This is a genomic window from Streptomyces endophyticus, assembly GCF_035798155.1.
Lineage (GTDB): Bacteria > Actinomycetota > Actinomycetes > Streptomycetales > Streptomycetaceae > Streptomyces > Streptomyces endophyticus.
Window position 1 is genome coordinate 38,291 of sequence record NZ_JAOZYC010000002.1, and the last position, 23,132, is coordinate 61,422.

The 23,132-nt window shown below is 69.9% G+C and carries 22 protein-coding genes; 12 read left to right on the forward strand and 10 right to left on the reverse strand.

Going from position 1 to position 23,132, the window contains the following annotated elements:
* Positions 1-84 precede the first annotated feature (84 nt).
* On the reverse strand, positions 85-1,188 hold the full coding sequence (locus OKJ99_RS01865) for a family 2 encapsulin nanocompartment cargo protein polyprenyl transferase (protein ID WP_326013866.1): 1,104 nt from the start codon (positions 1,186-1,188) through the stop codon (positions 85-87).
* Between the two features lie 112 nt (positions 1,189-1,300).
* Positions 1,301-2,707: a family 2B encapsulin nanocompartment shell protein gene (locus OKJ99_RS01870; RefSeq protein WP_326013867.1), complete on the reverse strand. Its 1,407-nt coding sequence runs from the start codon at positions 2,705-2,707 to the stop codon at positions 1,301-1,303.
* A gap of 221 nt (positions 2,708-2,928) precedes the next feature.
* On the opposite strand from OKJ99_RS01870, the gene OKJ99_RS01875 reads away from it, so the two are divergent.
* From OKJ99_RS01875 to OKJ99_RS01885, 3 genes are all read left to right on the forward strand, one after another.
* Positions 2,929-3,162 (forward strand): hypothetical protein, encoded by a 234-nt coding sequence (locus OKJ99_RS01875; protein WP_266718860.1) that lies wholly within the window; start codon positions 2,929-2,931, stop codon positions 3,160-3,162.
* Positions 3,163-3,298: 136 nt separating this feature from the next.
* Complete coding sequence (locus OKJ99_RS01880; RefSeq protein WP_326013868.1) at positions 3,299-3,889, forward strand: N-acetylmuramoyl-L-alanine amidase; 591 nt, start codon at positions 3,299-3,301, stop codon at positions 3,887-3,889.
* Between the two features lie 103 nt (positions 3,890-3,992).
* On the forward strand, positions 3,993-4,883 hold the full coding sequence (locus OKJ99_RS01885; RefSeq protein WP_326014014.1) for a 1-aminocyclopropane-1-carboxylate deaminase/D-cysteine desulfhydrase: 891 nt from the start codon (positions 3,993-3,995) through the stop codon (positions 4,881-4,883).
* On the opposite strand, the gene OKJ99_RS01890 is transcribed toward OKJ99_RS01885, so the two are convergent.
* A complete protein-coding gene (locus OKJ99_RS01890) occupies positions 4,862-6,460 on the reverse strand; it encodes a Na+/H+ antiporter (RefSeq protein WP_326013869.1) in 1,599 nt (532 codons plus the stop codon). The genes OKJ99_RS01885 and OKJ99_RS01890 overlap by 22 nt on opposite strands.
* Before the next feature lie 51 nt (positions 6,461-6,511).
* Here OKJ99_RS01890 and OKJ99_RS01895 point away from each other — a divergent pair, with 51 nt between their 5' ends.
* The 3 genes from OKJ99_RS01895 to OKJ99_RS01905 all read left to right on the forward strand — a co-directional run bounded on the left by OKJ99_RS01895 (position 6,512) and on the right by OKJ99_RS01905 (position 8,482).
* The gene (locus OKJ99_RS01895; protein ID WP_326013871.1) at positions 6,512-6,772 is read left to right on the forward strand and encodes a UBP-type zinc finger domain-containing protein; all 261 of its coding nucleotides are present in this window, start codon (positions 6,512-6,514) and stop codon (positions 6,770-6,772) included.
* A gap of 265 nt (positions 6,773-7,037) precedes the next feature.
* Positions 7,038-7,451, forward strand: coding sequence for an ATP-binding protein (locus tag OKJ99_RS01900; protein ID WP_326013872.1), 414 nt, complete (start codon positions 7,038-7,040; stop codon positions 7,449-7,451).
* Positions 7,448-8,482 (forward strand): RNA polymerase sigma factor SigF, encoded by a 1,035-nt coding sequence (locus tag OKJ99_RS01905; RefSeq protein WP_326013874.1) that lies wholly within the window; start codon positions 7,448-7,450, stop codon positions 8,480-8,482. The genes OKJ99_RS01900 and OKJ99_RS01905 overlap by 4 nt, the downstream gene beginning before the upstream one ends.
* 88 nt (positions 8,483-8,570) lie before the next feature.
* Here the strand turns inward: OKJ99_RS01905 and OKJ99_RS01910 are convergent, their stop codons facing one another.
* Positions 8,571-9,014 (reverse strand): hypothetical protein, encoded by a 444-nt coding sequence (locus OKJ99_RS01910; RefSeq protein ID WP_326013876.1) that lies wholly within the window; start codon positions 9,012-9,014, stop codon positions 8,571-8,573.
* Between the two features lie 56 nt (positions 9,015-9,070).
* Here OKJ99_RS01910 and OKJ99_RS01915 point away from each other — a divergent pair, with 56 nt between their 5' ends.
* Both OKJ99_RS01915 and OKJ99_RS01920 read left to right on the forward strand, forming a co-directional pair.
* A complete protein-coding gene (locus OKJ99_RS01915) occupies positions 9,071-10,039 on the forward strand; it encodes a diacylglycerol/lipid kinase family protein (protein WP_326013877.1) in 969 nt (322 codons plus the stop codon).
* Between the two features lie 319 nt (positions 10,040-10,358).
* Positions 10,359-10,616, forward strand: coding sequence for a WhiB family transcriptional regulator (locus OKJ99_RS01920; RefSeq protein WP_016639615.1), 258 nt, complete (start codon positions 10,359-10,361; stop codon positions 10,614-10,616).
* 204 nt (positions 10,617-10,820) lie between these two features.
* Here the strand turns inward: OKJ99_RS01920 and OKJ99_RS01925 are convergent, their stop codons facing one another.
* Complete coding sequence (locus OKJ99_RS01925; RefSeq protein WP_326014015.1) at positions 10,821-12,287, reverse strand: sensor histidine kinase; 1,467 nt, start codon at positions 12,285-12,287, stop codon at positions 10,821-10,823.
* A gap of 320 nt (positions 12,288-12,607) precedes the next feature.
* Positions 12,608-13,672: an SIS domain-containing protein gene (locus OKJ99_RS01930; RefSeq protein WP_326013878.1), complete on the reverse strand. Its 1,065-nt coding sequence runs from the start codon at positions 13,670-13,672 to the stop codon at positions 12,608-12,610.
* A gap of 256 nt (positions 13,673-13,928) precedes the next feature.
* Between OKJ99_RS01930 and nagB the strand changes: the two genes are divergently transcribed.
* Positions 13,929-14,714 (forward strand): glucosamine-6-phosphate deaminase, encoded by a 786-nt coding sequence (gene nagB, locus OKJ99_RS01935; protein ID WP_326013879.1) that lies wholly within the window; start codon positions 13,929-13,931, stop codon positions 14,712-14,714.
* A gap of 80 nt (positions 14,715-14,794) precedes the next feature.
* On the opposite strand, the gene OKJ99_RS01940 is transcribed toward nagB, so the two are convergent.
* The 4 genes from OKJ99_RS01940 to OKJ99_RS01955 form a co-directional block, all read right to left on the reverse strand.
* Positions 14,795-16,279, reverse strand: coding sequence for a glycoside hydrolase family 3 protein (locus OKJ99_RS01940; protein ID WP_326013881.1), 1,485 nt, complete (start codon positions 16,277-16,279; stop codon positions 14,795-14,797).
* Between the two features lie 9 nt (positions 16,280-16,288).
* On the reverse strand, positions 16,289-17,155 hold the full coding sequence (locus tag OKJ99_RS01945; protein ID WP_326013882.1) for a carbohydrate ABC transporter permease: 867 nt from the start codon (positions 17,153-17,155) through the stop codon (positions 16,289-16,291).
* A complete protein-coding gene (locus tag OKJ99_RS01950; RefSeq protein WP_407700632.1) occupies positions 17,152-18,093 on the reverse strand; it encodes a carbohydrate ABC transporter permease in 942 nt (313 codons plus the stop codon). Before OKJ99_RS01950 ends, OKJ99_RS01945 begins: the two co-directional genes overlap by 4 nt.
* Before the next feature lie 169 nt (positions 18,094-18,262).
* Positions 18,263-19,567, reverse strand: coding sequence for an extracellular solute-binding protein (locus OKJ99_RS01955; protein ID WP_326013885.1), 1,305 nt, complete (start codon positions 19,565-19,567; stop codon positions 18,263-18,265).
* A 341-nt stretch (positions 19,568-19,908) separates the two neighbouring features.
* Between OKJ99_RS01955 and OKJ99_RS01960 the strand changes: the two genes are divergently transcribed.
* The 3 genes from OKJ99_RS01960 to OKJ99_RS01970 all read left to right on the forward strand — a co-directional run bounded on the left by OKJ99_RS01960 (position 19,909) and on the right by OKJ99_RS01970 (position 23,114).
* Positions 19,909-20,673, forward strand: coding sequence for a GntR family transcriptional regulator (locus tag OKJ99_RS01960; RefSeq protein WP_326013886.1), 765 nt, complete (start codon positions 19,909-19,911; stop codon positions 20,671-20,673).
* A 127-nt stretch (positions 20,674-20,800) separates the two neighbouring features.
* Positions 20,801-22,942, forward strand: a complete 2,142-nt coding sequence (locus tag OKJ99_RS01965) for a carbon starvation CstA family protein (RefSeq protein ID WP_326013888.1) — start codon at positions 20,801-20,803, stop codon at positions 22,940-22,942.
* Complete coding sequence (locus OKJ99_RS01970) at positions 22,911-23,114, forward strand: YbdD/YjiX family protein (protein WP_326013889.1); 204 nt, start codon at positions 22,911-22,913, stop codon at positions 23,112-23,114. Before OKJ99_RS01965 ends, OKJ99_RS01970 begins: the two co-directional genes overlap by 32 nt.
* Positions 23,115-23,132 lie beyond the last annotated feature (18 nt).

Genomic DNA, 23,132 nt, shown 5'->3' on the forward strand with positions numbered 1-23,132 from the left:
CGTTGGCACTCTAGGCGATCACCCACGACCCCGCCGCCCCGGCCGGGGTGCCGTACGTGATGACGGCACCCCGGCCGGCGGACTTCAGTACCCGCGGCGCGTGACGAACTCCGCCAGGGACAGCAGGCCGTCCGCCGCCTCCGGCACCGGGACCGCCTGCGACAACCGGTCCACCGCGCGCGACATGTGGTCCGCGGCCTGCGCCTGCGCCCAGTCCCGGCCACCGGCCCGCTCCACGGCCAGCGCGATCGCCTCCAGTTCCGCCACTCCTTCCTTCTTCGGTCCCGGCGGCCCGTACAACGCCGCCAGCTCGTCCGCCGCCGCACCGCCGGAGGCGAGCGCGGCGACCACGGGCAGGGACTTCTTGCGTACGGCCAGGTCCGCACAGGCCGGCTTGCCGGTGCGGACCGGGTCGCCCCAGATCCCGATCACGTCGTCGATCAGCTGAAAGGCCAGTCCGGCACAGCGCCCGAACGCGTCGAGCGCCTCGACCTCCTCGTCGTCGGCCCCCGCGTACAGGCCGCCCACCGCGCAGGCACAGCCGAGCAGCGCCCCCGTCTTGGCCTCCGCCATGGCGAGGGTCTCCGGCAGGGACACGTCCGTCGGGTCCCGCCCCTCCAGGGCGACGTCGACGGCCTGGCCCTCGCACAGCTCCACCACGCAGGCCGCGAGCCGGGCGGCCGCTGCCGAGGCCGCCGGGTGGCCCTCCTCGGCGAGCAGGCGCTGCGCCTGGGCCTGTATCGCGTCGCCCGCGAGGATCGCGTCGGCGTCCCCGAACACCGTCCACGCGGTGGGCCGGTGCCTGCGGGTGGCGTCCCGGTCCATCACGTCGTCGTGCAGCAGCGTGAAGTTGTGGGTCAGCTCCACGGCGGCCGCCGCCCGCACCGCCCGCTCGGGCCGCCCGCCGAGGGCCCGCACCGCCGCGAGCACGAGTGCGGGCCGCACGGCCTTGCCCGCGTTCCCCGTGGCAGGCGTGCCGTCGGCGTGCTCCCAACCGAAGTGGTAGCGGGCGACGCGACGCATCGAGCCCGGCAGGGCCTCCACCGCCCGCCGCAGCTCGGGGTCGACCGCGGCCCTGGCCTGCGCCAGGATCGCCGATGCCTCCTGCGCCTCGTATCCCTCCGCCGCGGCCGCCGCGGCCACCTCTGCTGCCACGCGCGCCTGCTCTCTCACGGCTGGCTGTGTCATGGACTCACCCCTGAAAGGGCGCGGACGGTGGAGGTTCCGCTGTGGGTGGGCGCGTACCTCCTCGGTGTACCCGCCCGGTCGGACGGGGACACGGCGAACGGGGCGCGGCTCGTCACCGCCACCTGCCGACCTCGACGTTCTCCAGGACTCCGAGCGCGTCGGGCACCAGAACCGCCGCCGAGTAGTACGTCGTCACCAGGTACGAGATGATCGCCTGCTCGCTGATGCCCATGAACCGCACGGACAGGCTCGGCTCGATCTCGTCCGGGATGCCGGACTGGCGCAGTCCGATGACGCCCTGGTCCTCCTCTCCCGTACGCATGCAGATGATGGATGTGGTCCGCGCGTCCGAGACCGGGATCTTGTTGCACGGATAGATCGGCACACCGCGCCAGGTCGGGATGCGGCTCCCGCCGACGTCGATGCTCTCGGGGACCAGGCCCCGCTTGTTGAGCTCGCGGCCGAACGCGGCGATCGCCTTCGGGTGCGCGAGGAACAGCTTGGAGCCGCGCCGCCTGCTGAGCAGTTCGTCCATGTCGTCGGGGCTCGGCGCCCCGTCGTGCGGCTGCAGCCGCTGCTCGTACTCGCAGTTGCTGAGCAGGCCGAACTCCCGGTTGTTGACCAGTTCGTGCTCCTGGCGCTCCTTCAACGCCTCGACCGTGAGCCGGAGCTGGTGTTCCGTCTGGTTCATGGGCTGGTTGTAGAGATCGGCCACGCGCGAGTGGATGCGCAGCACGGTCTGGGCGACGCTCAGCTCGTACTCGCGGGGCGCGGATTCGTAGTCGACGAAGGTCCCGGGCAGGACCGCTTCCCCGACGTGACCGGCCGCGAGGTCGATCTGCTTCTCGCCGTACGCGTTGGCCCGCTGCTCGGGCAGCGAGCGCAGCTGCTGGAGGTGGTCGCGCAGCGAATCGGCGCGCTCGGCGACCTGCTCGAAGTCGCCCCGCGGCAGCGTGAGTACGGTGCACGCGGTGGCCGCTCGCGCCGTGTACTCCCAGATGCCCTCCGGGTCGAGCAGCGCCTGGTCGCCGAAGTACGCGCCGTCGGCCAGCACGCCGAGCACCGCGTCGTCCCCGTAGGGACCGGTGCCGACCTTCTCGACGCGGCCGTGTGCGAGCAGGAATACCTCGTCGGCCCGGCTGCCGAAGGAGGCGAGCAGCTCGCCGGCCGCGAACTCCCGCTGGGTGCAGCGCCGGGCGAGCTCGCCAAGCACCTGCTCGTCCTCGTAGCCCCGCAGGGCGGGGAGCTCCCCCAACTCCGCGGGGATGACCGTGACGTCGTCCCCCGTCTTCACGAACGTGACGCGTCCGTCTCCGACCGAGTAGCTGAGCCGTCGGTTGACCCGGTACGTGCCGCCCTTCACATCCACCCAGGGCAGCGTCCGCAGCAGCCAGCGGGAGCTGATCTCCTGCATCTGCGGTGCGGATTTGGTGGTCGTGGCCAGGTTCCGCGCAGCGGACGTGCCCAGACTCTTCTGCGGTTCTGGGGCCTGCTCGCGGACCTCTTCGCCTACCGACATGTGCAATGCCCTCCCGATCATGAACTGACCTGCGCGGACAAGCTTTCAGCACGGAGCGCGAGCGCACCATTACACAAATGAGCGGGAATGAATGGCGGACGGGTGGGGCATTGGGTGGGTACTTTTCGCACCCTCCCGGCTCATGTTCCGCCGGCAGCCGGAACTCGAAGATCCCGGCGCGCGTTGGTCAGGAAACGGTAAAGACGAGAAGGGTGATCACCATGGCGGGATTTATGGACCGGGCCAAGGAGCAGGCGCAGCGCGGCCTGACGCAGGGCAAGCAGAAGCTGGACGACGTGCAGGCGCAGCGCGCGGGCGGCGATCTGCTCAAGCGACTGGGCGCGGCGTACTACGCGGAGCGCAAGGGCACCGGCAGCCCGGAGGCCACGCAGCAGGCGCTGCAGGCCCTCGAGTCGCACATCGCGGCGAACGGGGACGGCGTCCTGCGCAGCTGAGCGCCCTGGCCGCCGACGCCGCGAACCTTGTGCACGTTATGCGAACAGCCGGTCACTGAACGGCAGTTCCGGGTAAAAGCGAACCGTACGAGACGGTGCGCAGTCGGCGGCCGTCGCTCCCGCCAAGGAGGCGGCCGTGGCCCCACCCATGTCCGCAAGCAGCTTCATCAAAGCCCTCAAGGACGAGGGCCTGACGGTGGTCGAAGTCGGTGACTGGCGGCATCACAACCGCAATCACATCGGCGACTGGGGCCCGTTGAACGGGGTGATGATCCACCACACGGCCACGTCCGGGAGCGCCAGCACGGTGCGCGTCTGCCGCGACGGCCACGCGAACCTGCCGGGGCCGCTGTGCCACGGGGTCATCACGAAGGACGGCCGCGTCCACCTGGTCGGCTACGGCCGGGCGAACCACGCGGGCCTGGGCGACGACGACGTGCTGCGCGCGGTGATCGCGGAGAAGGCCCTGCCGCACGACAACGAGGCGAACACGGACGGCAACAGCCGCTTCTACGGCTTTGAGTGCGAGAACCTCGGCAACGGCGACGACCCCTGGCCCGCCGCCCAGTTGGAGGCCATCGAGAGGGCGGCCGCGGCGATCTGCCGCCACCACGGCTGGACCGAGCGCTCGGTCATCGGTCACCTGGAGTGGCAGCCGGGGAAGGTCGACCCCAAGGGCTTCACGATGGCGTCGATGCGGGGGCGCATCAGGGACCGGCTCAAGTAGCCGCCCGCCGCCGAGCGGGCGGGAACCCGGCCAGGTGTCCGACAATGGCCGGGTGTCCCGCTCCACCGGCTCCGGCCTGCGCCCCCGCCTCCCGTCTCCCCTCATGGAGGTCGACGACGAGCGCTTCGCGCGCCATGGCGTGCGTCTGCTGCTGAAGCGGGACGACCTGATCCACCCGGACCTGATCGGCAACAAGTGGCGCAAGCTCGCCCGGAACCTCGACGAGGCAGCGGCGCGCGGCCGGACGATCGTCACCTTCGGGGGCGCGTACTCGAACCATCTGCGGGCCACGGCCGCGGCGGGCCGTCTCCTGGGCCTGGCCACCGTCGGCGTCGTCCGCGGCCAGGAGCTCGCCGACCGCCCGCTCAACCCGTCGCTGTCCCGCTGCGCGGCCGACGGGATGCGCCTGCACTTCGTCGACAGGTCGACGTACCGGCGCAAGACCGATCCGGACGTGCTGGCCGGGCTCCTCGACGCCGCCGGCGCCGCGGACGCGTACGTGGTGCCCGAGGGCGGCAGCAACTCCCTCGCCGTTCAAGGCTGTACGGACCTCGGCCGGGAGCTGCGCGGCCACGCGGACGTCGTCGCCCTCGCCTGCGGCACGGGCGGCACCCTCGCGGGGCTCGCCGCCGGTCTCGCCCCCGGCCAGCGCGCCGTGGGCGTCGCCGTCCTCAAGGGCGGGTTCCTGGAGGACGACGTCCGCGCCCTGCAGGAGGCCGCGTTCGGCGGTCCGCGGGGCTCCTGGCGCGTGGAGGACCGGTTCCATTTCGGCGGCTACGCGCGCGTGCCCGCCGAACTCGAGGCGTTCGCCGAGGACTTCGAGTTCCGCCACGGCGTGCCCGTGGAGCGCCTCTACGTCGCCAAAGCGCTGTACGCACTCGTCGCCCTCACACAAGAGGGCGCGTTCCCGCGCGGCACGACGCTCGCGGCGGTGATCACGGGCGCCCCCTTCGAGGGCGCTCGACCTTCGGCTCAGTCGTCGACCTCCCGGTAGGCGGCGGCCTCCTCCAGGTCCAGCTTGCGCAGCAGTGTCCGCAGCATCTCGTCGTCGATCCGCCGCTCGTCCCGCATCCGTACGAAGACCTCGCGCTCGGCCGCGATCGCTTCCCGCGCGAGCCGGCGGTACGTGTCGTCGGCGGACTCGCCGGTCACCGGGTTGGCCTGCCCGAGCCGCTCCCACACCGAGTTGCGGCGCCGCTCCAGAACGGTGCGCAGACGGTCCTGGAGGGGTGTGGGCAGGCAGTTGCGCTCGTCCCGCATCAACTCCTCCACGCGCTCCTCCGCGGCCACGGAGGCGGCGTTCTGCGCCTGGGCCTCGGCGAGCGTCTCGGCCTGCGCGTCCCGGCCGGGCAGCTTCAGGAGTTTGATGAGCGGCGGCAGCGTGAGCCCCTGGACGACGAGGGTCCCGATGACCGTCGTGAAGGTCAGGAAGAGCACCAGGTTGCGCGAGGGGAACGGCTCCCCGTCCTCCGTGACCAGCGGGATGGAGAACGCGATGGCCAGCGACACCACGCCCCGCATGCCGGCCCAGCTCACGACCAGCGGCCGCTTCCAGTCCGTGTCGCTCTCACGCGCGCGGATGCGGCGCGACATGCACCACGGCAGATAGGTGGCCGGATACGACCACACGAAGCGGATCACGACCACGAAGACGAACACTCCGACCGCGTACCAGACCGCCTGCCACACGCTGTACTCGCCGAGCCCTTCGAGGACGAAGCGCAGTTGGAGGCCGATGAGCGCGAAGACCGAGGACTCCAGGATGAACGCGACGACCTTCCACACCGCCGTCTCCTGAAGCCGTGTCTCGAAATCGACCTGCCAGGAGCGGTGCCCCAGGTAGAGCGCCACGGTCACGACGGCGAGCACCCCGGAGGCGCCCACCTGCTCCGCGACCGCGTACGCGACGAAGGGGATCAGCAGCGAGAGCGTGTTCTGCAGCAGCGCTTCCTTGAGGTGCGTGCGCAACCAGTGCAGCGGCACCATCAGCAGCAACCCCACACCGACCCCGCCGACGGCCGCCACCAGGAACTCCTGGATCCCGCCCGCCCAGCTCGCGCCCTCGCCCACCGCCGCGGCGAGCGCCACCTTGTAGGCGGTGATCGCGGTCGCGTCGTTCACGAGGGACTCGCCCTGCAGGATCGTGGTGATCCGGGAGGGCAGCCCCACCCGCCGGGCGATCGCCGTGGCGGCCACCGCGTCCGGCGGCGCGATCACCGCTCCCAGGACGAGCGCGGCCGTCAGCGGCAGGTCCGGGATCAGCTCGTACGCCAGCCAGCCCACCGCGAGCGTGGCGAACAGGACGTAGCCCACGGAGAGCAGCGCGACGGGCCTGATGTTCGCCCGGAGGTCGAGGTAGGAGCTCTCCAGGGCGGCGGTGTGCAGCAGCGGAGGCAGGATGAGCGGCAGCACGATGTGCGGGTCCAGCACGTACTCCGGGACCCACGGCACGTAGGACGCGATCAGACCGATGGCGACCAGGAGGAGCGGTGCGGGGACGGGCGTCCTGCGCGCCGCCCCAGCCACGGCCGCACTCGCGGCGACCAGACCCACCAGAGGCAATACGTCCATGACCCGCCTTCCACCGCCCTGCTCCGCGCCACCCGTCGTAACCTGGCCATCATGAACGAGTGCTCGCACGTCGCCGCGTTGCCGCACCCCGAGCCCGCACCTCTGAGCGAGACCTGCTTGGAGTGCCTGGCCGTCGGTAGTCACCCTGTGCAACTACGGCTGTGTCTGTCCTGCGGTCACGTGGGGTGTTGCGACTCGTCCCCGTACAAGCACGCGACGGCCCACCACGCCGAGACCGGCCATCCGGTGATGCGCACCTTCGAGCCTGGTGAGAGCTGGCGTTGGTGCTTTGTCGACTCGATTCTGGTCTGATCCGGCGGATCCCCGGCCCCTCCGGGGTTCGATCCACTGACGCCTGGGTACGTCAAACCGGCGCCCGCTCTTTCCAATTGAGCCCGCACACCCTCTAGCCACTGTCCGTACCCGTAGGCTTACTATGAGTGACAGCACTGGGCCGGGGGTCCCCGGGACAGGAAAGTCGGGCGCGCGGTAGCGTCACCGCAGATATATGTGGCGCATCACCCGGGGGACGACGCCTCCGGAGCCCGAAAGTGCTTGTACCACCTTGGAGGTGAGGGTGTCCCAGTTTGCAGGCGAGCCCGGGAATCAGGACTTCGTAGAAGTCCGGCTGCCGGCTGCGGGTGCCTACCTGTCGGTGCTGCGGACGGCCACGGCCGGCCTCGCGGCACGTTTGGACTTCACCCTCGACGAGATCGAGGACCTGCGCATCGCTGTCGACGAGGCCTGCGCGATCCTGCTTCAGCAGGCCGTCGCGGGCTCCGTGCTCAGCTGCGTGTTCCGGCTGGTCGACGACTCCTTGGAGGTGACGGTCTCCGCGCCGACGACCGACGGCCGGGCCCCCGAGCGCGACACCTTCGCGTGGACGGTGTTGTCGGCCCTCGCGGGCCAGGTCGACTCCACAGTGGCCGAGGACAAGACCGTCTCCATCAGCCTCTACAAGAAGCGCGGCGCGGGCCCCGGCCCGACGTGAGGAACGGGGACGGTCCGGTGCGGGACGACAAGCGCGGCACACGGGATCTCCCGGCCGACGGCACGGGCGGGATGCAGCGGCCGACCACCGGCATCCCTGAGCAGCAGGCCCTGCCGCACCCGGAGGACACGGCGGACCCGACGGCCGGCGCGGCACAGCAGGCAGCGCCGACCCCGGGAGCCGTACTTCGCGGGGGCTCAGGGGGATCGGACGCGCGACGGGCGGGATTGATGAGCGACCACGAGCGACACGGCGAGCGGCACGACCGGCACGATCCGCGGGACCGCAGCGGTGCGCGGGCGATGTTCATCGAGCTGCGCGCCCTGGCGGACGGCAGCCCGGAGTACGCGGAGCTGCGCAACAAGCTCGTGCGCATGCATCTGCCCCTGGTCGAGCACCTGGCGCGGCGCTTCCGCAATCGCGGCGAGCCGCTGGACGACCTCACCCAGGTCGCGACGATCGGCCTGATCAAGTCGGTCGACCGTTTCGACCCCGATCGCGGCGTGGAGTTCTCCACGTACGCGACGCCGACCGTCGTCGGCGAGATCAAGCGGCACTTCCGTGACAAGGGCTGGGCCGTGCGCGTACCGCGCCGCCTCCAGGAGCTGCGCCTGGCCCTGACGACGGCGACCGCCGAGCTGTCCCAGGTGAACGGCCGCTCCCCCACGGTCCATGAGCTGGCCGAGAAGCTGGCCATCTCCGAGGAGGAGGTCCTGGAGGGCCTGGAGTCGGCCAACGCGTACTCCACGCTGTCCCTGGACGTCCCGGACACGGACGACGAGTCCCCGGCGGTCGCGGACACGCTGGGGTCCGAGGACGAGGCGCTGGAGGGCGTCGAGTACCGCGAGTCCCTCAAGCCGCTCCTGGAGGACCTGCCGCCGCGCGAGAAGCGCATCCTGCTGCTGCGTTTCTTCGGGAACATGACGCAGTCGCAGATCGCCCAGGAGGTCGGCATCTCCCAGATGCACGTCTCCCGCCTGCTGGCCCGCACGCTGGCCCAGCTCCGGGACAAGCTCCTCGTCGAGGAGTGACCCACGTACGCACACGAGAAGGCGCCCGAAGCGGATCCGCTTCGGGCGCCTTCTCGTTGCGAGCTACTGGGAGGATTCTCGTTGCGAGCTACTGGGAGGACCCCGGCGTACGGATACCCAACGCGCGCGTGGTCTCGGGATTGACGAGCAGCACCAGTGAGGCGATCGACACGGCGGCGAGCGCGATGCCGCCCCCGATGGCCATGCTGTCGGCCTGCAGCAACGTGTAGGCGACCGGCAGCGCCATGATCTGCGTGATGATCGCGGGGCCGCGGCTCCAGCGCTTGCGGGCGAGCAGTCCGCGCGCGGCGAACAGCGGCAGCAGCGCGAGAACGATGAGCGTGATGCCACCGGTGGCGGCCTGCTCCGGATTGTCGGGGTGCCCGGCAAGGCCGGCAACGAGCATGTAGACGCCGCCCACGACGAGCGCGACTCCTTCGAGCCCGGACAGGGCCGCGGCGGCGATCAGTCGACCGGGGCGCGGGCCGTCTTCTTCGGAAGGTTCGGGGGCGGGGTTCTGCTCTGAGGTCACCTCTGCAACCTACCTCGGTCTGGGCCCGATCAAGGGCGCTGGGTACGCTGCCTAGCATGCGTGCACTCCTCGTGATCAATCCGGCGGCAACCACCACCAGCGCGCGCACGCGTGATGTCCTGATCCACGCCTTGGCGAGCGAGATGAAGCTCGAGGCCGTGACCACCGAGTACCGGGGCCACGCGCGCGACCTCGGCCGGCAGGCCGCGGAGAGCAAGGACATCGAGCTCGTCGTCGCTCTCGGTGGCGACGGCACGGTCAACGAGGTCGTGAACGGTCTCCTGCACCACGGCCCCGACCTCGACCGGCTGCCCGGCGTCGCCGTCGTGCCCGGCGGCTCCACGAACGTCTTCGCGCGCGCCCTCGGCCTGCCGAACCACCCCGTGGAGGCCACAGGACAGCTCCTGGACGCCCTGCGCGAGGGCCGTCGGCGCACGGTGGGCCTCGGCCTCGCCTCGGGCACCGTGGGCACGGAGGACGAGGGCGTGCCGTCCCGCTGGTTCACGTTCGCCTCGGGCCTCGGCTTCGACGCGGGCGTGGTGGGCCGGGTGGAGCAGCAGCGGGAGCGCGGCAAGCGTTCGACACATGCCCTGTACGTGCGACAGGTGGTGCGCCAGTTTCTCGGTGAGGCCGACCGCCGGCACGGCACGATCACGCTCGAACGGCCGGGCGAGGATCCGGTCACCGATCTCGTCGTCTCCATAGTCAGCAACACGTCGCCGTGGTCCTTCCTGGGCAACCGGCCGCTGTATCCGACGCCCCAGGCGTCCTTCGACACCGGCCTTGACGTGCTGGGTCTCAAGAAGCTCTCCACTCCCGCCGTGGCCCGCTACGGCACCCAGCTGCTCGCCTCGACGCCCGAGCGCGGCCCGCACGGCAAGAACGCGGTCACGCTCCACGACCTGACGGACTTCACCTTGCATTCGAAGGCGCCCCTGCCCCTTCAGATGGACGGTGACCACCTGGGGCTGCGGACGAGCGTGACGTTCACAGGCGTACGCCGTGCACTGCGTGTGATTGTGTGAGTGGAAGGGACTAAAGTCCTTCATCTCGAACGTTTGGGCCAGCATCCACCCCATGGAAGTACGGCTGTGACCTAGCCGACACCGAGGAATCAAAAAAAACTTTCCGGAAGGGGTTGTATCCGTCGCCGAGGTTTGCGAATCTCTACATGGCGCTCGGGACGGCCCGAAACATCGGCCCCACAGAGAGCCCGAATCCCCTCCTCAAAACAACGGACATCCGTCGCAGATGTGACGTTCGTCGGTTCACTTGTTGAGGGATTCGTGAAAGCGTTCACATTCACAAGCAACCCGCACGTAATACCAAGGAGAGGTAGCAGCCATGGACTGGCGTCACAACGCCGTTTGTCGCGAGGAAGACCCGGAGCTGTTCTTCCCCATCGGCAACACCGGTCCCGCGCTGCTGCAGATCGAGGAAGCCAAGGCCGTCTGCCGCCGCTGCCCCGTCATGGAGCAGTGCCTGCAGTGGGCGCTCGAGTCCGGCCAGGACTCCGGCGTCTGGGGTGGCCTCAGCGAGGACGAGCGCCGCGCAATGAAGCGCCGCGCCGCTCGCAACCGGGCCCGTCAGGCCTCCGCCTGATTCCCCACCCCGTTCGAGCCTGAGCCCGGCGGCGCGTACATCGAGTACGCATCTCCCGCCCCCGAGCCGCAGCGCGCAGTACCCCCGATGCTCCCCCAGGCTCAGCCCGGGACATGACCCGAGCAACGCGAGCAGTGAGCCCCGGACCGTTCCACGGTCCGGGGCTCACTGCTGTTCGGGCACCGCCGTTCGTGCCCCTTACCGCTATTTGCTGCTGCGTACGGGAATGTCGAGGATCACCTGCGTGCCGCGCTCCGGTGCGGGCACCATGTCGAACGTTCCGCCCAACTCGCCCTCCACCAGAGTGCGTACGATCTGCAGTCCCAGGTTCCCCGCGCGCTTCGGGTCGAAGTTCTCGGGCAGACCGACGCCGTCGTCCTGGACGGTGACCAGGAGTCGGGCCTCCTTGCTGGTGCCGCCGCGCACGGCCGAGACCTCGACCGTGCCGGTGTCGCCCTGGCTGAAGCCGTGCTCAAGGGCGTTCTGCAGCACCTCGGTGAGGACCATGGAAAGCGGCGTCGCCACCTCGGCGTCCAGGATGCCGAAGCGGCCGGTGCGCCGGCCCACCACCTGACCCGGTGAGATCTCCGCCACCATGGCGAGCACCCGGTCGGCGATCTCGTCGAACTCCACGCGCTCGTCCAGGTTCTGGGAGAGCGTCTCGTGCACGATCGCGATGGAACCGACCCGGCGGACCGCCTCCTCCAGGGCCTCGCGCCCCCGGTCGGAACCGATGCGGCGGGCCTGGAGGCGTAGCAGGGCGGCGACCGTCTGGAGGTTGTTCTTCACCCGGTGGTGGATCTCCCGGATGGTCGCGTCCTTGGTGATCAACTCGCGTTCGCGGCGACGCAGTTCGGTGACGTCGCGCAGCAGGACCAGGGAACCGATGCGCGCCCCCTTGGGCTTGAGCGGGATCGCGCGGAGTTGAATCGAGCCCTCCTCGCCCTCGACGTCGAATTCGCGCGGCGCCCAGCCGCTGGCCATCTTGGCGAGCGCCTCGTCCACCGGGCCGTGGGACGGGGCCAGTTCGGCCGTCGTCGTGCCGAGGTGATGGCCGACCAGATCGGCCTGGAAGCCCAACCGGTGGTACGCGGACAGGGCGTTGGGCGAGGCGTACTGGACCACGCCGTCCGCGTCGAGCCGGATCAGGCCGTCGCCCGCGCGCGGGGAGGCGTCCATGTCGACCTGCTGGTCAGGGAACGGGAAGGTGCCCGCCGCGATCATCTGCGCCAGGTCGGAGGCCGACTGGAGATAGGTCAGCTCCAGGCGCGAGGGCGTCCGGACGGTCAGCAGGTTGGTGTTGCGCGCGATGACGCCGAGGACCCGGCCCTCCCTGCGTACGGGGATGGACTCCACCCGCACCGGGACCTCCTCGCGCCACTCGGGGTCGCCCTCGCGCACGATGCGGCCCTCGTCGAGCGCGACGTCCAGCATGGGGCGGCGGCCGCGCGGGACGAGATGGCCGACCATGTCGTCCTGGTAGGACGTCGGCCCGGTGTTGGGCCGCATCTGGGCCACGGAGACGTAGCGCGTGCCGTCGTGGGTGGGGACCCACAGCACGAGGTCGGCGAAGGAGAGGTCGGAGAGCAACTGCCACTCCGAGACCAGCAGGTGCAGCCACTCGAGGTCGGAGTCACCGAGGGCGGTGTGCTGGCGGACGAGATCGTTCATGGAGGGCACGAGCCGAGCTTAACCGCAGGGGTACGGGGCCCCGAAAAGACCGACGGGCCGCGGCGCCGGGGGTCGGGACCCTCAGCCCTTCCCCTGGCACCGCAGCCCTTCAGGTGCACCGGCTTCCAGGTGTGCGGTCCCGGCTGCCGATCGAGGATCCGACGCGGTCAGGGCAGAGAGCGTCGGTTCCTCTGTCCGTCCTCCTGTGCGGGGAGGGCGGAAGCCACAGTTACGCATTGTGGACTAGACCATTCTCCCATGTCTATGTGTCGGCAGTGGTTTGTTCTCGTCTGTTTCTCCGATGCTCACGCCGGACCGAGTCACCGGGTCTCCGTCACCTTCGCGAGGGCGCGCGGGGCGTCGGGGTCCTGACCACGGGCGATGGTCACCTCGTACGCCAGGAGTTGGAGAGGGAGGATTTCGAGCACCGGCTGCACCTCCTCCGCCACCCCTGCGGTCGGCAGGACGAAGCCGGCGGAGGCGCGGGTCACCTGGACCTCGGGACCGACCACCATCAGATCGGCGCCTCGCCCGCGGAGCCGGTCGAGGACGGGTTGCAGGGCGTCCCCGCCCCGGCCGTCGGTGACCACGGCGATCACCGGGGAGATGTTGTCGACCATGGCGAGCGGGCCGTGCAGCAGATCGGCGCCGGAGTACGCGAGGGCGGGGATGTAGCTGGTCTCCATCAGCTTGAGGGCCGCTTCCTTGGCGGTCGGATAGCCGTAACCACGAGAGGTGATCACCATGCGCCCGGCGAAGCGGTAGCGGGCGGCCAGGGTCCGGACCTCGTCCTGGCGGGCGAGGACCTGGGCCGCGTGGTCGGGCAGCACGGCGGCGGCCGCTCCGTCGCCGCCCCGCAGGCCCTCCACGAAGAGATACAGGGCGAGCAGCGAGGCAGTGTACGTCTTCGTCGCGGGCAGCGCCTTCTCCGGTCCGGCCATGATGTCGATGTGGTGCTCGGAGACGGCGGCCAGCGGGGAGTCCGGGTTGTTGGTCACGGCGAGGGTGATCGCGCCGGCCTCGCGGGCGGCCTTCGTCGAGGCGACCAGGTCGGGCGAGCCGCCGGACTGGCTGACCGTGATGACCAGGACGTCGCGCAGATCGGGGCGGGCCCCGTAGGCCGTCGTGGTGGACATCGAGGCGAGGCCGCAGGGCAGGCCAAGCCGGATTTCGAGCAGGTACTTGGCGTAGAGCGCGGCGTGGTCCGAGGTGCCGCGGGCGGTGAGCAGGACGAAGCGAGGGGCGCGGTCGGCGACCCGGCGGGCCACGTCCTGGATGCGCGGGGCGCCGGTGCCGAGGAGACGCCGGAGCACGTCGGGCTGCTCGTGCATCTCCCGCGTCATGATCCGGCCGGGGCGCTCCGGGTCGGACGGAGTGGCGTTCATACGGGCACCTCCGGTGGGGCGACGGGGACCGGGGCCGGGCCTGGGTTCTGTCCCGGGCACCTTCCACTGTGGCCGCAGGGGGCCCGCGCCGCCTACCGGACGCTTCGAGGTGCCGAGCCACAGCGCAGCGCCGAGCATGGACGAAGACATGGACGAAGAGGTGTGGCGGAAGGCCTGACCGGCAGCGTCGCGCTCTGTTAGATTGGTCTATACCACATGTCATCCCGTCTCCTCTGACCAGAACGGCAGGCCCAGCGTGGAAGTTGTGATCGTTCCGGACGCCAAGGCAGCCGGCGAGCTGATCGCCGAGGCCATGGCCCAGCTGCTGCGGCGCAAGCCCGACGCGCTGCTCGGCGTGGCCACCGGCTCGACCCCGCTGCCCATCTACGAGGCGTTGGCGGCCCAGGTGGACGCCGGTGCGGTCGACGCGTCGAAGGCGCGGATCGCCCAGCTCGACGAGTACGTGGGGCTGCCGACCGGGCACCCCGAGTCGTACCGGGCGACGGTGCTGCGGCAGGTCGTCGACCCGCTCGGGCTGAGCGAGGCCGCGTTCATGGGGCCCGACGGCAGCGCCGCCGACGTGCAGGCCGCTTGCGAGGCGTACGACAGCGCGCTGGTCGAGGCCGGGGGCGTGGATCTGCAGCTGCTCGGGATCGGCACGGACGGGCACATCGGGTTCAACGAGCCGTGTTCCTCGCTCGCCTCGCGGACCCGGATCAAGACGCTGACGGAGCAGACCATCGCGGACAACGCGCGGTTCTTCGACGGGGACCTGAGCCAGGTGCCGCGCCATGTGATCACGCAGGGCATCGGGACGATCCTGGAGGCGCGGCACCTGGTGCTGCTCGCCACCGGCGAGGGCAAGGCGGACGCGGTGGCCGCGACCGTCGAGGGCCCGGTCGCCTCCGTGGTGCCGGCGTCCGCGCTGCAGCTGCACCCGCACGCGACCGTCGTGGTCGACGAGGCGGCCGCGTCGAAGCTGAAGCTCGCGGACTACTTCCGGCACACGTACGCCAACAAGCCGGAGTGGCAGGGGCTGTAGGCCCACCAGTCATTCAAGCCCCTGCGGCGATTGAGCAGCGGGGTCCGGGGCAGAGCCCCGAGACCTCGCCGCCGGTGGCCTCAAACCCCGACGATCGCCTCCGCCGCGGCGACCCCGCAGACCCGTGCCGCGCCGTGCGTCGCCACGTGCAGCGCTCCCCGCGGCGCGGCCTGCGGCACGCCCATCTCCACGACGACCGTGTCCGGGCGGGCGGCCAGCAGGTCGTCCAGGGCCCGGGACATCCACGGGTGCCGGTGCTCGTCGCGGACCACCGCCACCACTCGCCGCTCCCCCGCGGCGGCCAGGGTGGCGGGGCCCGCGTCGGCGCCGGTGTAGGAGCCGGTGGTGGTGCCGGGCAGCAGGCGTTCGAGTTCGGCGGCGACGCCCCACGGGGTCTCGTCGCCGACCGCGATGTTGGCGACGGGCGTGAGGGCGGCGACGTGTACGGGGCCCGAGACCGGCGCGCCGTGCTCCCCGCGCGTCACCGTGACCGCGCGGCGCGCCGCGTCGAGCCCCACCTCGGTGTTGCCCTCCCGGGTCCCGGTGCGGGCCGACGCCGTCGCCCACTTCGACAGGGCACGGACCCGCGCGGCCGCGTCCGCGAGGCGTTCCTCCGGGAGTTCACCGGAGCGCACCGCGCCCACCAGGGCGTCCCGCAGCCGCAGCACCGTGTCGTCGTCGGCGAGCCCGCCGCCCACACAGATCGCGTCGGCGCCCGCGGCGATGGCGAGGACACTGCCGCGCTCGATGCCGTACGTGCCGGAGATGGCCTTCATCTCCATGCCGTCCGTGACGATCAGGCCCTCGTAGCCGAACTCCTCGCGCAGCAGGCCCGTGAGGATGCGGCGCGACAACGTTGCCGGGTATGCCGGGTCGAGCGCGGGCACCAGGATGTGCGCGCTCATCACGGCCCGTGAGCCCGCCGCGATCGCCGCCCGGAACGGCGCGAGGTCACGGGAGTGCAGCACGTCCAGGTCGACGTCGATGCGCGGCACGTCGTGGTGCGAGTCGACCGCCGTGTCCCCGTGTCCGGGGAAGTGCTTCGCACAGGCGGCGACGCCCGCGGACTGCAGGCCCTCGACGTACGCGGCGGTGTGCCGGGCCACGAGGGCGGTGTCCGCGCCGAAGGAACGTACGCCGATCACCGGGTTGTCCGGGTTGGCGTTGACGTCCGCGGAGGGCGCCCAGTTGAGGTTGACCCCGCACTCGGCGAGGCGGTGGCCGAGCTCGGCGGCCACCGCGCGGGTCAGCGCCGCGTCGTCGACCGCGCCGAGCGCGTGGTTGCCCGGGAAGGACGAACCGGTACGCACCTCCAGGCGGGTGACGTCGCCGCCCTCCTCGTCGATGGCGACCAGGACGTCATCGCGCTCGGACCGCAACTGGGCGGTGAGCGCGGCCAGTTGCTCGGGGGTGGCGATATTGCGCCCGAACAGCCCGACCGACGCAAGGCCCTCGCCCAGCCGGCGCAGCAGCCAGTCGGGCGCCGACGTGCCGGTGAACCCGGGCTGGAGGACGGTCAGGGCGTCGCGCGTCAGAGTGTCGGTACCACGTGTCAATGTCGTCATCTGGTGGCGTTATCCCTTCACGGCGCCGGATGTGAGTCCCGTGGCCATCTTCTTCTGGATGAACATGAAGAAGATCACCACCGGCAGAGCGATCATGGTGGACGCGGCCATCAACGCGCCGTAGTCGGTGCCTCGTTCGGTCGTGAACGTCATCAGCCACACGTTAAGCGTGTACTTCGAGTCCTCGTTCATGAGGATGTACGCGAACAGGTACTCATTCCACGCGTTGACGAGGGCGAAGATCGAGGAGGCGGCGAGGCCGGGGGCGAGCAGCGGGAAGACGACGCGGCGGAACGCGCCCATCCGCGTACAGCCGTCGACCATCGCCGACTCCTCCAGCTCCACGGGGATGTTGACCACGAAGCCGCGGATCATCACCGTGGCGAAGGGCAGCGTGGAGACGAGATAGACGACGATGACGCCCCAGTACTCGTTGAGTCCGCCCATCGCGTTGAGCTGGGTGTAGATGGGGATGAGCATCGCGGTCGGCGGCAGCATCTGGACCAGGATCAGCACCATGAGGAGCGCGCGCCGGCCGGTGAAGCGGAAGCGTCCGACGGCGAGGGCGGCGAGGGTCGCGATGACCATGCCGCCGACGACGGCGGTGATCGAGATGATGAGGCTGGACTGGATCGCGGTGCCGAAGTTCGGCTGCTTCACGGCGCGGGCGAAGTTGTCGAAGGTGATCGACGACGGCCACAGCGTCTGGTCGTAGGAGCGGATCTCGTGGTTGGGCCGCAGCGCCGAGATGACGAGCCAGTAGACCGGGAAGGCCATCACGACGGCGATGCCGAGCCCGAGAACGTTGTAGCCGAGCCTGGTCTTCTTGCGGTCGGGGCGCAGCCCCGCCTTGACCGGCGTCGTGGAGGCGCTCATTCGACCTCTCCTGTCTTCATGAGCTGGCGCAGGTAGTACACGGCCACCCCGGAGAGCAGCACAACGGTGACCAGGGCGATCGCGGTGCCCTGGCTGAAGGACGTCGACGTGAACGCCTTGGAGAAGGAGTAGAGACCGAGGGTCTCGTAGTCCGGTTCGGGCTTGTTGCCGCGCAGCAGCCAGATCTGCCCGAAGACGTTGAAGTCCCAGATCACCGAGAGCGTGGTGACCATGATGAAGACGGGCTTGATGACCGGCCAGGTGACGAACCGGAAGACACCGAGGGCGCTCGCGCCGTCGAGCTGGGCGGCCTCCTCCAGCTCCGCGGGGACCTGGGTGAGGGCCGCGTACAGGGTGATCACGACGAACGGGACGGCGCCCCAGATGACGAGCGCGGCGATGATCGAGAAGCCCTGCAGCGGGTCGAGGAACCAGTTGTGTCCGAGGAAGTCCTCGCCGGCGACCTTGGCGATGAGCGTGTTGATCAGGCCGTAGTCGGAGTCGGCGAGCCAGCGGAAGATCGAGGAGGCGACGAGCAGCGGCATCGACCAGGCGGCGATCAGGGCCGTGGTGAGCGTGAGCCGTACCCAGGTCGACACGCGCAGCATCAGCAGGGAGATCAGCAGGCCGATCGCCATGGTGAGCGCGACGCAGACCACCATGAAGACCACCGTGCGGACGGTGACCTGCCAGAACTCCGCGTCGCCGAGGATGTTGGTGAACTGGTCGAAGCCGACCCACGGCGGGCTCTCGCCCGTCCACAGCTCGCGGCGTCCCATGTCCTGAAAGGACATGATCACGGTCTTGACCAGGGGGTACGCATAGACAGCGGCCAGCGCGACGATCGCCGGCAGGATCAGGAGGTAAGGGAGCGACGCCCCCTTCTTCCGCGGGGGGCGGCCGGTGCCGCGGGGACCCTTGATGCCCTTGGTGAGCACGTCCCCTTCCGGTGTGTCCGCCGTGAGCGGCGGCGGCCCGGCGGCCTTGGTGTCGGCGGCAGTCACGTGGCTGACCTTTCTCGTTCTCAACGGAAGGGGGAACGGCGGGGCCGATCGATGCCGGCCCCGCCCCTCGCTCCGGAGCCCTGGGTCCTGACGGACCTGAGGCTCAGGACTCCTTGTTGATCAGCTCGTCGATCTTGGCGTCGGCCGTCTTGGTCGCCGCTGCGACGGACTTGCCCTTGAGGACGTCGAGAAGCATGTTCTTCAGGACCTCCTCCTTCTCGATCGCGGTCCAGCCCGGGGCGATCGGTGTGAACCAGGCGCTCTCCACCGCGTTCGCCGCGGCCTCGGTCTCCGCCTTCTCCTTCAGCGGCTGCAACTGCTTGGTGTTGCTCGGCAGCACGTTCTTGGAGGTGAGGACCTCCTGGGACTTCCCGCTCGTGAACATGGAGATCCAGTCCTCGGCGAGGTCCGCGTTCTTCGACTTCTGGGTGACGGCGAGGTCGGAGCCGCCGACGAAGGACGGCAGGGTCTTGCCGTTCGGGCCCGGCATGGAGGCGACGGCGATCTTGTCCTTCAGCTTCGGGTTGCCGTTGGCCTTGCCGTCGACGACGGAGCCGGCCTCCCAGCCGTTGCCGTACAGGACGCCGGCCTTCTCGTTGGCCATCACGTTGGCGTGGTCCTGCTCGTCCTTGGTGATGTCACCCTTGTTGTACTTCTTCACCAGGTCGATGAAGTGCTGGATGCCTTCCTGCGACTTGGCGTCGGACAGGGTGCCCTTCCACTTCTTGGTGCCGTCGTCGTACGAGGCGATGCTGCCGCCGTACGCCTGGACGTAGGACATGGCGGCGTACCAGTAGCGGCCCGGCAGGTACAGCGAGGAGAAGCGCTTGTCCTTCGCGCCCTGCTTCGCCGTCTCCTTGTCCATCGCCTTGAGGAACGCGGTCTCGTCGGTGGGCAGCTTGTCGGAGCCGGTCGCCGACTTCAGCAGGTCCTTGTTGTAGATGGCGACGCGCGCACTGGAGTAGTACGGGACGCAGTACATCTTGCCCTCGAAGGAACAGGTGTCCTTGAGGCCCTTGATCCAGGAGTCGCTGTTGTCGTACTTCTTCGGGTCGATCTCGGCGAGCGCCCCGTTGAGGATGTACTGCATGGTCTCGGTGTTGCCGAGCTCGACGACGTCCGGGAACTTGTCGCCGCCCAGGGCGGTGTCGAGCTTCTTGGCCTTGTCCGCCCACTGCTGGTACGAGACGTTGACCTTGACCTTCGGGTACTTCTTCTTGAACTGCGCGTTGACGTCCTTGACCAGCTCGGGCCAGGTGCTCTGCGCGTCGACCATCAGCCAGACCGTGACGGCCCCCGTGCGGTCCTTCGGGTCCTTGCCGGCATTGCTGCCACCGTCGCCCCCACACGCCGCGACCGCGGACATCATGGCCGCGACGCCGACGGCCGCTATGAGCTTGCGCTTCATGTCACCCTCCTCAGGGATGCCTGCAACCCCCCACCCACAGCGATGACATACGGCGAGCACACGTCTGCGTACGCGGATCCGGCTGATGGGACTGGGACCTGATCTTTAATGGTGTAGACCAGTACGGGGAGCTTGGCCCAGACCAATAGGGCTGTCAAGGGTGGCCGAGAGAGGTCTCCGCGTCCGTTATCGGAACGACACCCGTGCCGCATCCGCCAAGCAGGGCAAGGGCGTTGACCGTGTACGAGTCCCCCCGGCGGGTGGACTAGACCAGACGGCCACCGGGCGGTATAAGGAGGGGTCACGGAGTCGCGTGGGCACCGGAGCCGGGAAGGCGGAGCATGAGCACCGACGTCAGCAGTGCGGAGAACGAGAGCGGGGCGCCCGTCCGCACCGCACGCGTGCCCAAGTACTACCGCCTCAAGAAGCATCTGCTCGACATGACGGAGACACTGCCGCCCGGCACCCCCGTCCCGCCCGAGCGCACCCTCGCCTCCGAGTTCGACACCTCCCGCACGACCGTCCGCCAGGCCCTCCAGGAGCTCGTCGTCGAGGGCCGGCTCGAACGGATCCAGGGCAAGGGCACCTTCGTCGCCAAGCCCAAGGTCTCCCAGGCGCTCCAACTCACCTCGTACACCGAGGACATGCGGGCCCAGGGCCTCGAGCCGACCTCGCAGCTGCTCGACATCGGCTACGTCACCGCCGACGACACGCTCGCGCAGCTCCTCGACATCTCCGCCGGCGGCCGCGTCCTGCGCATCGAGCGACTGCGCCTCGCGAGCGGGGAGCCGATGGCGATCGAGACCACGCACCTGTCGGCGAAGCGCTTCCCGGCGCTGCGCCGCAGCCTCGCCAAGTACACCTCCCTCTACACGGCGCTCGCCGAGGTCTACGACGTGCACCTCGCCGAGGCCGAGGAGACCATCGAGACCTCGCTGGCCACGCCGCGCGAGGCGGGCCTGCTCGGCACGGACGTGGGCCTGCCGATGCTGATGCTCTCCCGGCACTCGATCGACGGTTCGGGCCAGCCGGTGGAGTGGGTCCGGTCGGTCTACCGCGGCGACCGGTACAAGTTCGTCGCGCGCCTGAAGCGGCCCACCGACTAGCCGCCGGAGCGGGGCCAACTCCCCTGCCCGGTAACGGAGTAGACGCTTTCCCGCACGCGGTGTAGCGCAGCTCACATCCTCTGGCTTACGGTCCTCCCGTCGTCGCATGGACGGGGAGGACAGACCGGTGCGTACCGCTTCTCCTAGAACCATCGTTTTGTGGACCGTCGTCGCCCTGGTGGGCGCGGCCGGCTGGTCCGTACTCGCGCTCTCCCGCGGCGAGGATGTCTCCGCCGCGTGGATGGTGGCCGCCGCCCTCGGGTCGTACGCCATCGCCTACCGCTTCTACGCGAAGTTCATCGCGAACAAGGTGCTCAAGGTCGACGCGAAGCGGGCCACGCCCGCCGAGCGACTCAACAACGGCATGGACTTCCACCCCACCGACCGGCGCGTGCTCCTCGGCCACCACTTCGCGGCCATCGCGGGGGCAGGTCCGCTGGTGGGACCCGTGCTCGCGGCGCAGATGGGGTATCTGCCGGGCACCATCTGGATCATCGTCGGCGTGATCTTCGCGGGCGCCGTCCAGGACATGGTCGTGCTGTTCTTCTCGACGCGGCGCGACGGGCGTTCGCTCGGGCAGATGGCGCGCGAGGAGATCGGCCCGTTCGGCGGGGCCGCCGCCCTGGTCGCCGCCTTCGCCATCATGATCATCCTGCTCGGGGTGCTCGCGCTGGTCGTGGTGAACGCGCTCGCCGCGTCGCCGTGGGGCACCTTCTCCATCGCGATGACCATCCCGATCGCCCTGCTCATGGGCTTCTACCTGCGCGTGCTGCGCCCCGGACGGGTGTCCGAGGTGTCGCTCATCGGCGTCGCGCTGCTGCTGCTCGCGCTCATCGCGGGCCGCTGGGTCGCCGAGTCCTCGTGGGCGGACACCTTCACGCTCGCGCCCTCGACGCTCGTGATCTGGATGGTGATCTACGGGTTCGTCGCCTCGGTCCTGCCGGTCTGGATGCTGCTCGCGCCGCGCGACTACCTGTCGACGTTCATGAAGCTCGGCACCATCGCGCTGCTCGCCATCGGCGTCGTGGTCGCGCTGCCGACGCTGAAGATGGACGCGGTCACCGACTTCGCCTCGCGCGGCGACGGCCCGGTCTTCGCGGGCTCGCTCTTCCCCTTCGTCTTCATCACCATCGCGTGCGGCGCGCTCTCCGGGTTCCACGCGCTGATCTCCTCGGGCACGACGCCGAAGATGATCCAGAAGGAGACGCAGGTCCGGATGATCGGCTACGGCTCCATGCTGATGGAGTCGTCCGTGGCCGTGATGGCGCTCGTCGCCGCGAGCATCATCGACCCCGGCCTGTACTTCGCGATGAACGCACCCGCCGGAGTCATCGGCGACAGCGTGCAGTCCGCGTCGCAGGCCGTGGCCGGCTTCGGGTACTCGATCTCACCGGCGGAACTCGCGCAGGCCGCGAAGAACGTCGAGGAGTCGAGCCTGCTGTCCCGTACGGGCGGTGCGCCGACGCTCGCCGTCGGCGTCTCGGAGATCTTCTCGCAGGTCACCGGGGGCGGGCTGCGCTCCTTCTGGTACCACTTCGCGATCATGTTCGAGGCACTGTTCATCCTGACCGCGCTCGACGCGGGCACCCGCGTGGGCCGCTTCATGCTCCAGGACATGCTCGGCAACGTCTACAAGCCGTTCAGGAACATCAGTTGGAAGCCGGGGCTCCTGCTCACCAGCGCCGTCGTCGTCGGCCTGTGGGGCTACTTCCTCTGGGTCGGCGTGCACGAGCCGCTCGGCGGGATCAACCAGCTCTTCCCGATCTTCGGCATCTCCAACCAGCTGCTCGCCGCGGTCGCCCTCGCCGTCTGCACGACGCTGCTCGTGAAGTCGGGGCGGCTCAAGTGGGCCTGGATCACCGGGGTCCCGCTGATCTGGGACACCGTCGTGACGCTGACCGCCAGTTGGCAGAAGGTGTTCTCGTCCGACCCGCGCGTCGGCTTCTTCCAGCAGCGCTCGAACTACCAGGACGCCATCGACGCCGGGAAGGTCCTGCCGCCCGCGAAGACCATGGACGACATGCACACCGTGGTCACCAACTCCACGGTGGACGGCGTCCTTTCGGCCGCGCTCGCCCTCCTCATCGTCGTGGTGGTCCTCGACGCGCTGCGGGTATGCGTGAAGCACGTACGGAACCCGGGGTCGTCGAAGCTGAGCGAGGCGCCGTACGTCGAGTCCACGCTGGTGGCACCGGCCGGGCTCGTCCCCACGCAGGAGGAGAAGGCGGAGGCGCGCGATGCCGGCGTCGGCAGTGCTACGGGTGGCTAGGTATGTGCGCTGGTTCGTCCGGGAGTTGACGGACGAGAGCGCGTACGAGCGGTACGTGACGCATCTCGGGAAGACCCACCCGGGTGCGTCCGTGCCGTCCCGGCGCGACTTCGAGCGCATGCGGACGGACCGCCAGGAATCGGATCCCCGGCAGGGATTCCGCTGCTGCTGAACGGGCATGGAGACCCGT